This is a genomic window from Nocardioides secundeburneus (assembly GCF_039939255.1).
Lineage (GTDB): Bacteria > Actinomycetota > Actinomycetes > Propionibacteriales > Nocardioidaceae > Nocardioides.
In genome coordinates this window covers 712,714-725,803 of the sequence record NZ_JBDUUE010000001.1, presented here as the reverse complement: position 1 = coordinate 725,803, position 13,090 = coordinate 712,714, and the positions used below count along the sequence as shown (strand labels likewise).

Annotated in this window: 13 protein-coding genes; 3 read left to right on the top strand and 10 right to left on the bottom strand. The window is 72.9% G+C overall.

All coding sequences use genetic code 11. The features are described from left to right. Positions 1-42: 42 nt before the first annotated feature. The 7 genes from ABFT23_RS03285 to ABFT23_RS03255 all read right to left on the bottom strand — a co-directional run bounded on the left by ABFT23_RS03285 (position 43) and on the right by ABFT23_RS03255 (position 7,049). Entirely contained in the window at positions 43-876 is an 834-nt protein-coding gene (locus ABFT23_RS03285) for a hypothetical protein (protein WP_347892557.1), read from the bottom strand. Next, positions 873-1,898: an ABC transporter ATP-binding protein gene (locus ABFT23_RS03280; protein WP_347892556.1), complete on the bottom strand. Its 1,026-nt coding sequence runs from the start codon at positions 1,896-1,898 to the stop codon at positions 873-875. The genes ABFT23_RS03285 and ABFT23_RS03280 overlap by 4 nt, the downstream gene beginning before the upstream one ends. 174 nt (positions 1,899-2,072) lie before the next feature. Further along, positions 2,073-3,416, bottom strand: a complete 1,344-nt coding sequence (locus ABFT23_RS03275) for an MFS transporter (protein WP_347892554.1) — start codon at positions 3,414-3,416, stop codon at positions 2,073-2,075. A 112-nt stretch (positions 3,417-3,528) separates the two neighbouring features. Then, complete coding sequence (locus ABFT23_RS03270; protein ID WP_347892553.1) at positions 3,529-4,971, bottom strand: FAD-dependent oxidoreductase; 1,443 nt, start codon at positions 4,969-4,971, stop codon at positions 3,529-3,531. Continuing rightward, entirely contained in the window at positions 4,971-5,750 is a 780-nt protein-coding gene (locus ABFT23_RS03265; protein ID WP_347892552.1) for an SDR family NAD(P)-dependent oxidoreductase, read from the bottom strand. Before ABFT23_RS03265 ends, ABFT23_RS03270 begins: the two co-directional genes overlap by 1 nt. Next, entirely contained in the window at positions 5,743-6,573 is an 831-nt protein-coding gene (locus ABFT23_RS03260) for an SDR family NAD(P)-dependent oxidoreductase (RefSeq protein WP_347892551.1), read from the bottom strand. The genes ABFT23_RS03265 and ABFT23_RS03260 overlap by 8 nt, the downstream gene beginning before the upstream one ends. Beyond that, positions 6,570-7,049, bottom strand: a complete 480-nt coding sequence (locus ABFT23_RS03255; RefSeq protein ID WP_347892550.1) for a nuclear transport factor 2 family protein — start codon at positions 7,047-7,049, stop codon at positions 6,570-6,572. The genes ABFT23_RS03260 and ABFT23_RS03255 overlap by 4 nt, the downstream gene beginning before the upstream one ends. A gap of 142 nt (positions 7,050-7,191) precedes the next feature. On the opposite strand from ABFT23_RS03255, the gene ABFT23_RS03250 reads away from it, so the two are divergent. Further along, positions 7,192-7,890, top strand: coding sequence for an IclR family transcriptional regulator (locus ABFT23_RS03250; protein ID WP_347892548.1), 699 nt, complete (start codon positions 7,192-7,194; stop codon positions 7,888-7,890). A gap of 44 nt (positions 7,891-7,934) precedes the next feature. Further along, positions 7,935-8,552: a hypothetical protein gene (locus ABFT23_RS03245; protein WP_347892546.1), complete on the top strand. Its 618-nt coding sequence runs from the start codon at positions 7,935-7,937 to the stop codon at positions 8,550-8,552. Here ABFT23_RS03245 and ABFT23_RS03240 read toward each other — a convergent pair. The 3 genes from ABFT23_RS03240 to tsaD form a co-directional block, all read right to left on the bottom strand. Continuing rightward, the gene (locus tag ABFT23_RS03240) at positions 8,542-9,846 is read right to left on the bottom strand and encodes a cytochrome P450 (RefSeq protein ID WP_347892545.1); all 1,305 of its coding nucleotides are present in this window, start codon (positions 9,844-9,846) and stop codon (positions 8,542-8,544) included. The two genes, ABFT23_RS03245 and ABFT23_RS03240, sit on opposite strands and share 11 nt — an antisense overlap. Before the next feature lie 125 nt (positions 9,847-9,971). Further along, positions 9,972-10,511, bottom strand: coding sequence for a Dps family protein (locus ABFT23_RS03235; protein ID WP_347892544.1), 540 nt, complete (start codon positions 10,509-10,511; stop codon positions 9,972-9,974). 95 nt (positions 10,512-10,606) lie between these two features. After that, positions 10,607-11,629: a tRNA (adenosine(37)-N6)-threonylcarbamoyltransferase complex transferase subunit TsaD gene (gene tsaD, locus ABFT23_RS03230; protein WP_347893049.1), complete on the bottom strand. Its 1,023-nt coding sequence runs from the start codon at positions 11,627-11,629 to the stop codon at positions 10,607-10,609. A gap of 110 nt (positions 11,630-11,739) precedes the next feature. On the opposite strand from tsaD, the gene ABFT23_RS03225 reads away from it, so the two are divergent. Then, the gene (locus ABFT23_RS03225; protein WP_347892543.1) at positions 11,740-13,062 is read left to right on the top strand and encodes an esterase-like activity of phytase family protein; all 1,323 of its coding nucleotides are present in this window, start codon (positions 11,740-11,742) and stop codon (positions 13,060-13,062) included. The last annotated feature ends 28 nt before the right edge of the window (positions 13,063-13,090 follow it).

Genomic DNA, 13,090 nt, shown 5'->3' with positions numbered 1-13,090 from the left:
GGTGGGCATCGGTCCCGGGGTGCGGGGCGACGGAGGTCGGCATCAGGAGCGCGGCTCCCAGCGCATCGAGTGCTGGGCGAGGCCCACGGCGAGCAGGGTCCAGGCGGCCATCACCAGCAGCGGCGAGCCGGCGGCGCTCCAGGCGTCGGCGGTCGAGAGCGTCGACTCGGTCGCCGTGACGCCGTCGAGGCCGAACCACGCCACGCGGATCAGCTCGCCCATCGCCGCGCCCGGGGTGCGCTCGATGACCTGGCTGACGACGTCGGGCAGGTTGGTCATCGCGGCGCCGAGCGGGCCGACGGAGGCGATGAGGATGATCGGCAGGCTGGTCATCTGGGCCGACTCGGCGCTGCGGGTCCACGCGGCGGTCCAGTAGGCGAAGGCGGCGAACATGACCAGGGCGAGCAGCACGCCGGCGGCGAGCAGCAGCGGGACGACGGGCAGCATCTGACCGGCCGCCCACGCGGCGATCACGCCCACGACCATGATGCCGGCCGCGATGACGACACCAGGGAGCGCGATGCCGACCAACAGCTCGGCGTCGCGGGTCTCGCCGGTGCGCATGCGCTTGAGGACGAGCTCGTCGCGGCGGCTCACGAACTGCGACAGCACGTTGTAGTAGACGGGGAACAGCACGGTCACGAGCAGCATCGTCGTCGCGGCCTGCGCGCCGATGGACTCGTCGCCCTGGTCGCCGGCGAGCAGCAGGGCCAGCGGCGCGAGCGGCAGCACCACGGCGTAGAGCAGGGACAGCTTGTTGCGCCCGAGCAGCACCGCGTTCCAGCGGGCCAGGTGCAGCATGCGCTGCGGTGAGAACGACGGGGCGCGCGAGGTCGAGGGCTTCGAGGGGTTCGGGGCGGTGGTGGCGGTGCTCATCGGAGGATCTCCTCGCGGGTCGTGGCGGGCTGGTCGGTGGCGGCCGGCGTGGGCTGGTCGGCGCCCGGCTGCGGGGCCTGGTCGGGTCGGGGGTCGCGACCGTCGGCGATGGAGAGGAACACCGTCTCCAGGCTCGGGCTGTGCGCGTCGAGGCCCCCGAAGCGGACGTCGTGGCGCTCGGCCCACGCGAGCAGGTGGGCCAGCGAGGTCTGCAGGTCGGAGGTCTCGAGCGTCGTCCGGCCCCGGTCGTGGCGGACCTGCGTGACGGCGAGGACGTCGCGCGGGGCGGAGTCGTCGGGCAGCTGGTCGAAGCTGATCTGCGAGGGGTGGCCGGCCGCGATCTCGGTCGCGGTGCCGGAGCGGACGATCTCGCCCCCGTGCATGATCTCGAGCCGGTCGGCGAGCGCCTCGGCCTCGTCGAGGTAGTGGGTGGTGATGAGGACGGTCGAGCCGGCGTCGCGCAGCTCCTCGACCAGGCGCCACACGTCGCGGCGGCTCTCGGGGTCGAGGCCGGTCGTCGGCTCGTCGAGGACGACCACCTCCGGGTTGCCCATCAGCGTGCAGGCGAGGTCGACGCGGCGGGTCTCGCCGCCGGAAAGCGAGAGCATGCGCGTGTCGGCGCGGTGGGCGAGGTCGAGGCGCTCGATCATCTCCTCGACCGGCCTCGGGTCGCTCAGCGTGCCGTGCCAGAGCCGGAGCGTCTCGCGCACGGTGAGGTCGCCGGAGAAGCCGCTCTTCTGCAGCAGGACGCCGACGCGGCGGCGCACGGCGGCACGGTCGGCGACCGGGTCCAGGCCGAGCACGCGGACGGCGCCGGCCGTCGGGGCGGCGAGACCCTCGATCACCTCGAGGGTGGAGGTCTTGCCCGCGCCGTTGGTGCCGAGCAGGGCGGTGATGGTGCCGGTCGGCACGTCGAGGTCGACGCCCCGCACGGCCTCGTAGGCGCTGGCGCCCTGGCCGTAGGTCCGACGCAGACCGCGGACCCGGATCGCGTAGGCGGTGGAGTGGGTGTCGGTGTTCATGACTCCACCTTCCCGCCGGATCCGGCGGTCACTCAGTCCGGTGGCTCACCGGGTGTCGATGACATTTGTCAGCGGTGGGTGGGACGTGGGTGGGACGTGGAACAGGCCGGCCCACCGTGCGCCCCGCACGGTGGACCGGCCTGGCCGGTGGGGAGACGGCTGCGCCGGACGGCGTCAGATCGTCTCGGTGACGGCGGCCGGGGTGTTCTTGGCCGGCTTGACGAAGATCAGCAGCACGATCGCCAACGACATGCAGGCCGCCGGGAACAGCAGGCTGAAGATGACGTCGTCCGCGGCGGCGGTCTTGCCGATCACGTACGGGCCGAAGAAGCCACCCGCGGCCGCGATGGCGTTGATGGTGGCCAGGCCGACGGCGGTCTGCGCGCGGGTGAGGGCCTCCGAGGCCAGGGCCCAGAACGGGCCCAGGTAGGAGAACACGCCCACGGCCAGGAAGCAGAGGCCGATCATGCCGAGCGTCGGGGTCTCCTTGAAGACCATGGTGATGACCAGGCCGAGCACGGCGGTGCCGAGGCAGACCATCACGACCGGCTTGCGGTTGCCGAGCTGGTCGGAGTAGCGGGCGACGAGGAGCATGGCGATCGCACCGCACACGTAGGGGATCGCGCCGACGAGGCCGATGTTGGTCGAGGAGTACTCGGGGTTGAGCTGCTTGACGATCTGCGGGAGGAAGAACGTCATGCCGTACAGGCCCACCGCGTAGAGCAGGTTGATGAAGGCCAGGTAGAGGATCTTGGGGTTCTTGACGGCGTCGAGCGAGATCTCCATGTGCTCGTCGTCGACGGCGTCGTACTCGCGGCTGATCTCACCCTCGAGCCACGCGGACTCGTCCTGGGTCAGCCAGCGTGCCTTCGAGGGGCGGTCGGCGAGGTAGAGCAGCACCCAGATGCCGAGCAGCACGGGCGGCAGGCCCTGCAGGATGAAGACCCACTGCCAGCCCTCGAGGCCGAACCAGCGGGCGTGGTCGAGGATGACGCCGGCGGTGGCCGAGCCGATCAGCAGCGCGAACGGCTGGGCGAGCGAGAAGCCGGCGATGCCGCGGCTGCGGTCCTGGGTGCGGAACCAGTAGGTCATGTAGAGCAGCAGGCCCGGGAAGAGTCCGGCCTCGGCGACACCGAGCGCGATCCGCGCGATGTAGAGCTGCGTGGTGTTCTGCACGAACCCGGTCAGGATGGTCACGATGCCCCACGTGATGGCGATGCGGGCCAGCCAGATGCGGGCGCCGACCTTCTTCATCACGATGTTGCTCGGCACCTCGAGCACGGTGTAGGCGACGAAGAAGATCGCCGCGACGGTGCCGTAGGTGGCCAGGCTGATGCCGAGGGACTCCGACATCTGCAGCTGGGCGTAGCCGATCGCGGCCCGGTCCATGTAGTTGAACATGTAGAGCAGGAACGCGGCGGGCAGCACGTAGCGCTGGACCTTCCGCAGGACGGTGGGGCCGAGGTCGGCCGGCGTGTTGGACGCGCCCGAGCGTGCCGCGGGTGTGCTGGTGGACATGGTTCTCCCAGGATGCGATGGGCAGGGTGGACCGAGCGATTGCTCGTGGGTGTGATCTGTGCCGGACGGGGCGGATCCGGCAGCGGGGCGATGTGGGGTGGGGGTCTCCGGGTCAGTCGCCGGCGGCGTTGTGGCCGGCCAGCCGTCCGAAGGTGAGGGCGTTGGCGATGGCGTTGCCGCCTCCGACGTAGCGGTTGCCGAGGACGCCGCCGCCGGCCTCCCCGGCCGCGAACAGGCCCGGGATCGGCCGGGCCTGCGCGTCGAGGACCGCGGCGTTGCCGTCGATCTCGAGGCCGGCGTGGGTGCACACGAGCTCGGCCGGGAGCACGCGGGTGGCGTGGAACGGCGCGGTCGCGATGGGGGCCGGCGGCGTGGTGACGCCCTTGGCGGCCAGGGTCTCGTGACGCAGGAAGTCGGCGTCGCTGCCGTGGGGCAGCTGGTCGTTCCAGCGCTCGACGGTGGCGGCGAGGGTCTCGGGCGGGACGCCGATCGCGGTCGCGAGCTCGGCCACCGAGTCGGCCCGGACGACGGCTCCGGTCTCGACGAGCTCGCTGACGCGGGCGGCGTCCCAGTCGGCGTAGCCCTCGGGCAGGCCCTGGCGGGCGGCGTCGTCGAAGACCATCCAGGCCGGTGCGTGGGTGGCGTCGATCTGGCCGCCCGAGACGGCGTAGGAGGCGTCCTCGTCCATGAAGCGGCGACCGTCGGCGTTGACGTGCACGCGGGAGACGGGCGGGAAGCCGGCCTGCCAGTGGTGGTAGCGCACGAACTCCGCGGTGGGGAGCATGAGGCCCCACCCGTCGCCGGCAACGGAGGCCGAGACCTGCTCGCCGAAGGCGAGGTGGTCGCCGCGCGAGCCCGGGGCGGCGACGACGAACAGCGAGTCGCCCGCCCGCAGCGCCTCGGGGAACCAGCGCCGGACGAGCTCGCGGTCCTGGGCGAGGCCGCCCGAGGCGACGACGACCGCCGAGGCGGTGAGCTCGATGCCGTCGGCGACGATGCCGCCGACACGGGGCCGGCCGTCGTCGTCGCGGACCACGAGCGACTCGACCCGGGTGTGCAGCACGACCTCGACCCCCAGGGCCTTGCGGGCCTTGTCGAGCACCTGGACCAGGCCGTAGCCCTGGTCCTTCGGCACGTGGGCGCGCCAGACGTCCTCGACGCCGGCGCGGGTCAGGCCGGGCATGTGGGCGTTGGTCGAGACCTGCGCCGGCACCTCGAGGCCGAAGCCGAGCAGCCACTCCAGGGTCGGTGCGGCGAGCTCGGTGAAGCGGCGGACCAGGCCCGGCTTGAGCAGCCACTGGTTGAGGTCCATGTAGTGCTGGTAGAACCGCTCGGCGCTGTCCTCGATGCCGAGGGCCTTCTGCACCGTCGTCCCGGCGGCGGTGAACATGCCGGCCGAGAGCTGGGTCGAGCCACCGATCTCACCTTCGGACTCGAACAGGATGACGCTCCTGCCCCGCTCGGCCGCGGCGATGGCGGCGGCGAGGCCCGCGCCTCCGCCGCCGATCACGATGACGTCGTAGTCGGTGTCGTTGCTCGTTCCGGCGGCGCCCATCAGAGCGTGCCCTCCATGTCCTCGATGATGCGGTGGTAGGTGCCGTTGGAGACCAGGCCTCCGTCGACGGTGAGCTCGGCGCCGGTCATGTACGACGACCCGTGCCCGAGCAGGAACGCGACGACGTCGCTGACCTCCTGCGGGCGCCCCAGGCGGCCGGCCGGGATGGACGCCGTCGCGCTGGCGACGAATCCGTCCGACCCGGAGAGCAGCGGCGTCTCGACGAGGCCCGGGTGCACGGAGTTGACCCGGATGCCCCAGGCCGCGAGCTCGCCGGCGGCCGACTTCGTGAGCCCGCGCAGGGCCCACTTGCTCGTCGAGTACGACGGCGAGAAGTAGCCGATCTGCCCGGCGATCGAGCTGATGTTGACGATCGACCCGCCACCGGAGTCGCGCATGAGGGGCGCGCACACCTGGGTGCCGTGGAAGGGGCCGTCGAGGTTGATCGCGAGCACCTGGCGCCACACGTCGGGCGTGGTGTCCATGAACCGCAGGCGGCGCGAGATGCCGGCGTTGTTGACCAGGCCGTGCAGGGCGCCGTGGGTGGCGCGCACGTGCTCGAGGGCGTCGTCCCACTGGGTGCGGTCGGTGACGTCGAGCGAGACGGCGCTCGCCGTTGCGCCGGCTGCGACGATCTCGTCGAGCACCGGCGTGCAGTCGGCGACGTCCGCGAGGACGACCGACCACCCGGCGGCGGCCAGGGTGCGGGCGTGCCCCGCGCCCATGCCGCCGGCGGCGCCGGTGACCAGGACGACGCGCTGCTCGGGTGACTCAGACATGCCGGGAGCCACCGTCGACGGCCAGGATGTGGCCGGTCACGTAGCGGGCGCTGTCGGAGAGCAGGAACAGCATCGGGCCGACGATCTCCTCGGGCGAGCCGAGGCGGTGCAGCGGGATGTTGTCGAGGTTCTTCTGCAGCAGCTCGGGGTCGTCCTGGACCCACCGGGTCATCTCGGTGTCGACGAACCCCGGGGCGATCGCGTTGACCCGGATGCCGAGGTCGCCCCACTCGACGGCGAGGCACTCGGTCAGGTGCGCGACCGCGGCCTTCGACGAGCAGTAGGCGGCGCGGCCGCGACGGACGCGCACGGCCGCGACGGAGGCCATGTTGACGATCGCGCCGCCCGGCTCCATCACCGACGCGGCCGCCTGGGCGCCGTACAGCACGCCCTCGACGTTGACCGACAAGCTGGCCTGGATCTGCGACACGGGGATGTCGAGCGCGGGCGACTCGGGGAAGATCCCGGCGTTGTTGATCCAGATGTCGACGCGGCCGAAGCGCTCGACGGCGAGCTCGGCGACCTGCTGCTGCGCATCGCGGTCGCGGACGTCGACACCGGTGCCGACGACCTCGCCGGCCCCCTCGATCCCGTCGTGCTCGAGGACGACGGACCGAGCGGCCTCGTCCATCGCGGCCGGGTCGAGGTCGGCACCGACGACCTGCACGCCGCGGCGGGCGAGGGCGGCGGCGAACCGCAGGCCCATGCCGCGACCGGCACCGGTCACGACGGCGACCTTGCCGCGCAGCTCGGGGTGCTCGACCTGCATCAGGTCTCCCTGGACGCGGCCGGGGTGCTCGGTGGGCTGGACGGTGGTGGTCATGCGGGTGCTCCTTCTCGGACGGGCTCGGGTGCGACGTCGTCGCGCCGGACGGCGCGGTGGGCGACCTGCCACCCGGGAGCGCCGTCGGCGCGCCGGACGAGGCGGTCGGTGATCGTGGTGAGTCGGACCAGGCGGCTGTCCTGCCCGGCCGGCGTGGCCACGATCTGCAGGTAGGCGCGGACCTCGACCTCGTCGGCGATCTGGTCGGGGGCGAGGTCGGGGGCCGGGTCAGCGGTCGCGTCGTAGCCGACGACGTCGACGTTGGTCACGACGTGCCGCAGGCGGGTGGCCTGCTCGACGCACGAGTCGTGGAACCCGCGGGCGAAGGCCACGAGCTCGTCGGTGCCGCGTGCCGGCCGGGGGTAGGAGGGCGAGTCGAAGACCCCGTCGGCGGTGAACGTGGCCGCCCAGCCCACCGCGTTGCCGTCGTCGATGAGACGGGACTGGCGCGCGTAGAAGCGCTCGAGCTCCGACATGACCCCTCCTTCCGTAACGTGCGATATTCGCACGGCCCGTGCTATAACTGCACGGAAGGTTAAGCAGGTCACACGCGGCCGGTCAAGCCCCCGGCGTGACCCACCACACGTGCGGCACCCGGGAGGCGGCAGGATGAGGCTCATGAGCGAGGGGGACGACGTCGTCGTCGACGGCTCGATGTCGAAGACGCTCCACTCGGGCCTGCGGGTGCTCGAGGTGCTCGCCGCGCGGGGCGAGGGCATGACGATCACCGAGGTCGCCGACGCGATCGGCGTGCACCGCACCGTCGCGCACCGGTTCCTGCGCACGCTCGAGGCCCATCGACTCGTCCGGCGCGACCGCGGCAAGCGGTTCCACCCCGGCGCCGGCCTGGTCTCGTTGGCAGAGCCGGTCGAGCGCGACCTGCGCTCCTCGGCCCTGCCCCTGCTGGAGGAGCTGGCGAGTCGCGTCTCGGCCACGGCCCACCTCGTGGCCCAGGAGGACGCCGAGCGCGTGCGTGCGCTCCTCGTCGTCGAGCCGCGCAACGCCTCCGTGCACGTCGCCTTCCGTGCCGGCCAGCTCGACCACATCGACCGCGGGTCAGCCGGCCTGGCGATCCTGTCCGCGCGACCTCCCGTGCCCGGCGAGCGGCCGGAGGTCACCGAGGCGCGCGAGCGCGGCTACGCCGTCACGTTCTCCGAGGTCATCCCGTCCGTCCACGGCATCTCGGCACCGGTGCCCGGGCACCGCGAGGGCGCCCCGCTCTCCGTGGGCATCTCGGTCTTCGACCTCGAGGAGCAGGACCGGCTCGCGGCCGCCGTCCTCGCCACGGCCGCCCAGGTGGCACGCATCGCCGGCTGACCGGACCGGCTCCGCTGCCGTCGCCCTTTGGCACAGTGGTGCGGGTGAGCACGCCCTACGACGGATTCCTCGACGCTCCGAGCACCAGCGCCTCACCGTTCGTCGGCACACTGCGGCTGCCGGACACCGACCTGCCGGGCGCGCCGTCCGACGTGGCGCTCCGCGTGGTCGTCACCGGCGGTGCCGGGCAGGTGGCCGGCCCGCTCGCGCTCGCTGCTCGGCGAGAGCTCCGGCTGGTCGCTCTCGAGACGTCGCTGCGCGACGACGCCGACCCGGCCGCCAACGCCCGCCGGGTCGTGGCGGCCTGCGACGCGGGCGGCCTGCCCGCCGACGTCCGGCTGCACGTCGGCGTGTGGGGCGAACCCACCCCCTCCTGGCTGGCCGCGGCCGACGAGGTCGCCGCCGTCGACGGGGCGCTCTGCCTCGACCTCGCCTCGACGTCATCCGACGGGCTCGCGGGCTGGATCGACGCGGCGCTCGACCGTGAGGTGCCGTTCTCGCTGCGCGGGGGCGGCGTCGACGACGCCGTCGCGGCGCTCGCCGTCACCGCCCGGCTGTGGGGCGACGCCGGCGACCTCGACGCCGCCCGACGCTGGTGCCGGTCATGGGCCTGCGACGACCTCGACGCGGCCGAGGCTCACCTCCGCGCGCTCACGACGTGAGCTGAGCCCGGTCGCGCGCGCCGTAGAGGTCGACCGGCAGCTCCTCGACCCCGTAGACCGCGGAGAGCTTGCGGAACTCCAGGTCGGAGCGCCGGGCCGTGACCTGGAGGTCGGGGAACCGGTTCGCGAGGGCGCGCAGCGCGATGCGCAGCTCCATGCGGGCGAGCTCGGCGCCGACGCAACGGTGCATGCCGTGCCCGAACGCGAGGTGGCGCGTCGGGTCGCGGTGCGGGTCGAAGTCGTCGGGCCGGTCGCCGGCGAGCCGCGGGTCACGGTTGGCCCCGAGCAACGAGATGCCGACGGCGTCGCCGGCCTTGATGTGCTGGCCGCCGAGCTCGACGTCGACCTTGGCGAAGCGCACGAAGGCGAGCTGGACGACGGTCAGGTGCCGCAGCAGCTCCTCGACGACGCGGTCGACGGAGGCGGGGTCGTCGCGCAGCATCGTCATCGCGTCGGGGTTCTCGGCGAGCAGGTAGGCGCTGAGGGCGAGCATCGAGGCCGAGGTCTCGTAGCCGCCGAGGAAGACGCCGTCGGCGATGCCGCCGAGCGTGAGGTCGTCGAGGTGGTCGCCGTGCTCCTTGAGCAGGCCGCCGATGAGACCGTCGCCGGGCTCGGCCCGCTGGGCGGCCACCGCCTTGATGAGGAACTCGCGCGTGTGCGCCGCGGCCCCGAACACCCCGGCGCCCCCCTCGGCCAGGTCGAACCGGGCGACCCCGAGCTCGTAGAACCGCTCGCGGTCCTCGACCGGGAGCCCGAGCAGCTCGCAGATCACCTGGAACGGCACGGGGAAGGCGAACTCCTTCACCAGGTCGACCTGCGGGCCGGCGGCCTCCATGGCGTCGAGGCGCTCGGTCACGACGCGCTCGATCTCCGGCTCGAGCCGGGCCAGGCGCCGCATCGTGAACTCGGGGGTCAGGTAGCGCCGCAGCGCCGTGTGCAGCGGCGGGTCGGTCATGCCGAGGCCGCCGATCTGCTCCTCGTCGGAGCGCCCCTCCTGGCTGACGAACTGCCCGATGTCGTTGCTGTACGACGTCGGGTCGGCCAGCGCCGTCCGAGCCTCGTCGTAGCCGCTGACCAGCCACACGCCCTTGCCGAACAGGGTGGCGAGCTTGGTGACCGGCGCCTCGCTGCGGACCTCGGCCATGGCCGGCAGCGGGTCGAGCCCGTCACGCTTGAGCGGCATGGTGATCGGGTCCGGCAGGAACCGGAGCTTGCGGAGGTCGATCCCGTCCTTCATGGTGCGCTCGAGGAGCCACTTGCCCACGCGCTGCTTGAGGGCACCCATCATCTGCATGGGTGTATTGGATCAGACGCGACGCGGCCCCGGCCTCGGGACGTGCCCCGAGTCGTCCCTGGGGTCTTTCAGGGCCGGCCGGGCCGGCCGGGCCGGCCGGGCCGGCCGGCCGCGTCGCCGGAGCCCTAGCGGCTCGAGACGTTCACGTTGGCGGGCACGCTCCGGTCGGCGGTGCGGTTCTCCGCGTCGACCATCCAGGCCAGCTGCTCGATGCGCTCGATGATGCCGTGCAGGATGTCGGCGCTCGTGGGGTCCTCGGCGTCGACGTCGTCGTGGATGCGGCGCGCGGTCGCGGAGACGGCGTAGAGAGCGCTCACCGTGAGGTCGACGGTCGCGGCCGTGTCGACCTCGGTGGCCGGGAAGGCCGGCAGGCTCGATTGGTGGGCCACGGTCGCGGCGCGGGCGTCGGGCGTGACGTACAGGGCGCGCATGCGCTCGGCGACCGTGTCGGCGAAGGTGCGGGCGTCGTCGATGATCTCGTCGAGCTGCAGGTGCAGGTCGCGGAAGTTCTTGCCCACGACGTTCCAGTGGGCCTGCTTGCCCTGGAGGTGCAGGTCCGTGAGGTCGACGAGCAGGGCCTGCAGGTGCGCGGCGAGCTGCTCGGAGGCACGGAACGGCGGGTGGGAGCTGTGCACGGTCTGGTGGCGGTCCATCGTCTCGGTCATGGGACGACCATGACACCTTTTCTGGACTGATTCCAGAAAGGTGAGGCTTCCCTCCGCGGTCGCGTCGGTCCGGCGTCAGCCTCGAGCGGCGCCGCTCACCCGGCGGCGAGCTGGGCGAGCTCCAGCGGCACCGACGACCGCGCACCGAGGTCGGGCACCGACGGGTGGGCGCCGTCGCGGACCAGGAGGTCGCCGATCGCGGCGATCATCGCCCCGTTGTCGGTGCACAGGCGCATCGGCGGGACCCGCAGCTCGATGCCGGCCTCGGCGCACCGCTCCTCGGCGAGCGAGCGCACCCGTGAGTTCGCGGCGACGCCGCCGACGATGACCAGCGTGTCGACGCCCTCCTGCCGGCAGGCCCGGATCGCCTTGGTGACGACGGTGTCCGCGACGCACTCCTGGAACGAGGCGGCCACGTCGGCGGTCGTGATGCCGGGGTCCTGCGGGCCCGCGACGTACCTCGCCACGGCGCTCTTCAGGCCCGAGAACGAGAACCCCAGGGCGGGATCGCGCTGGCCCATGAGCGGTCGGGTGAAGCGGATCGCGGTCGGGTCGCCCTCGCGCGCCGTCCGGTCGATGGACGGCCCACCCGGGTACGGCAGCCCCAGCAGCCGGGCGACCTTGTCGAAGGCCTCGCCCGCGGCGTCGTCGAGGGTGTCGGACAGGTGCACGATCGGCGTGCGCACGAGGTCGTCGACGAGCAGCAGGCTGGTGTGGCCACCACTGACGATGAGCACGATGCTGCGGTCCGGCAGCGGCCCGTGCACGAGCGTGTCGGCGGCTGCGTGGCCGGCGAGGTGGTGCACGCCGTACAGCGGGACGCCGAGCGCCAGCGCCGTCGCCTTGCCGGCGGCGACGCCGACGTGCAGCGCGGTCGCCAGCCCCGGACCGGCCGTCACCGCGACCGCACCGACGTCGTGCCACACGAGACCGGCGTCGTCCAGCGCGGCCCGCATCGTCGGCACCATCGCCTGCACGTGGGCCCGCGCCGCGATCTCGGGGACGACGCCGCCGAACCGGACGTGCTCGTCGATGCTCGAGGCCAGCGCGTCCCCCAGCAGGACGCCGTCCCTCACGAACCCGACGCCCGTCTCGTCGCACGACGTCTCGATCCCCATCACCACTGTCACGACCCCGATCCTCCCACCGACGGCTCGGCGCCGACTGTTCGGCCGTTGGTCGCCCGGACGTCGCTCCGCTCCCCGGTCGCGGGTGGTGGCATGGCCCCATGCGTCGACTCGTCCTCAGCGGCGTGGCTCTCGCGGCCGCCGCATCCCTCGCCACCGCCCTCACCGGGCCCGCCGTCGCCGGCCGCGACGACACCCGAGGTCCCGGACCCGGCCCCGGACCGGGCCACGGGACCGGTCACCGCGCCGAGCCCGAGCTGTCCGGCTGGGCCGTCCTGCCCGCCGACACATTCGTGCCCGGGAGCGAGGCGTCCGGCTTCTTCACCGGCAACGCCGTCGCGCCGTACCCCGGCCAGCCCGTCCAGGGCTTCTCGGCCGTCCACCGTCTGCGCGACGGCGTCTACCTCGCGATGAGCGACAACGGCTTCGGCACCAAGGCCAACAGCCAGGACTTCGTGCTCCGCGTGCACCGCATCGCCCCCAGCACCCGGCGCGGCACCATCGCGGTCGAGGGCGGGTTCGACCTGTCCGACCCCTACTACCGGGTCGCGGCCACCACCTGGCGCGACGGAGGCTGCCAGGCGGCCGCCGCGACGACCGGGCTGCCGGCCGGCTACACCTGTCCGCCGCGCGACCGGCTGCTCACCGGGTGGGACTTCGACGTCGAGTCCATGCAGGTGGCGCCGGACGGGACGTTCTGGTTCGGGGAGGAATTCGGGCCCTACCTCCTGCACACCGACGCACGCGGGCGCCTGCTCGAGGCGCCGATCCCCACTCCCGGCGTGAAGTCGCCGTCCAACCCCACGCTCCTGCCGGGCGAGACCGCGAACCTGGCGAACAGCAAGGGCTACGAGGGCCTGGCGATCTCGCCCGACGGCCGCTCGCTCCGTGCGATGCTCGAGGGCCCGGTCGCGGGTGATCCCCCGACCGATCTCCGCGTCTACGACGTCCGGCTCGGCCGCGGTGGCACGCCGACGCGGTTCACCGGCGACCACGACGTCTACCGGCTCGAGTCGCCGACGCACGCGATCGGCGACCACATCGCGGTCAACGACCACCAGTTCCTCACCATCGAGCGCGACAACGGCAGCGGCGCCACGGCAGCGTTCAAGCGGATCTACCTCGTCGACGACCGCGACCGCAACCGCGACGGCCGCCTCGACAAGAAGCTCCTGGTCGACCTGATGGACCTCGCCAACCCGAAGCAGCTCGGCGGCCCGGTGGCCGCCACGGACCCGTTCACCTTCCCCTACGTGACGATCGAGGACGTCGAGCTCGTCGACGCCGACACGATCGCGGTGCTCAACGACAACAACTACCCGGGCACCGGCGGCCGCGGCGCCGACGTGAAGGACGTCAACGAGTACCTGGAGATCGACCTGCCGCGTCGCCTCGACGTCGACCAGCGCCTACTGGCTCGCTGAGTCGGACGCCGTCCGGGGGCCGGCGAAG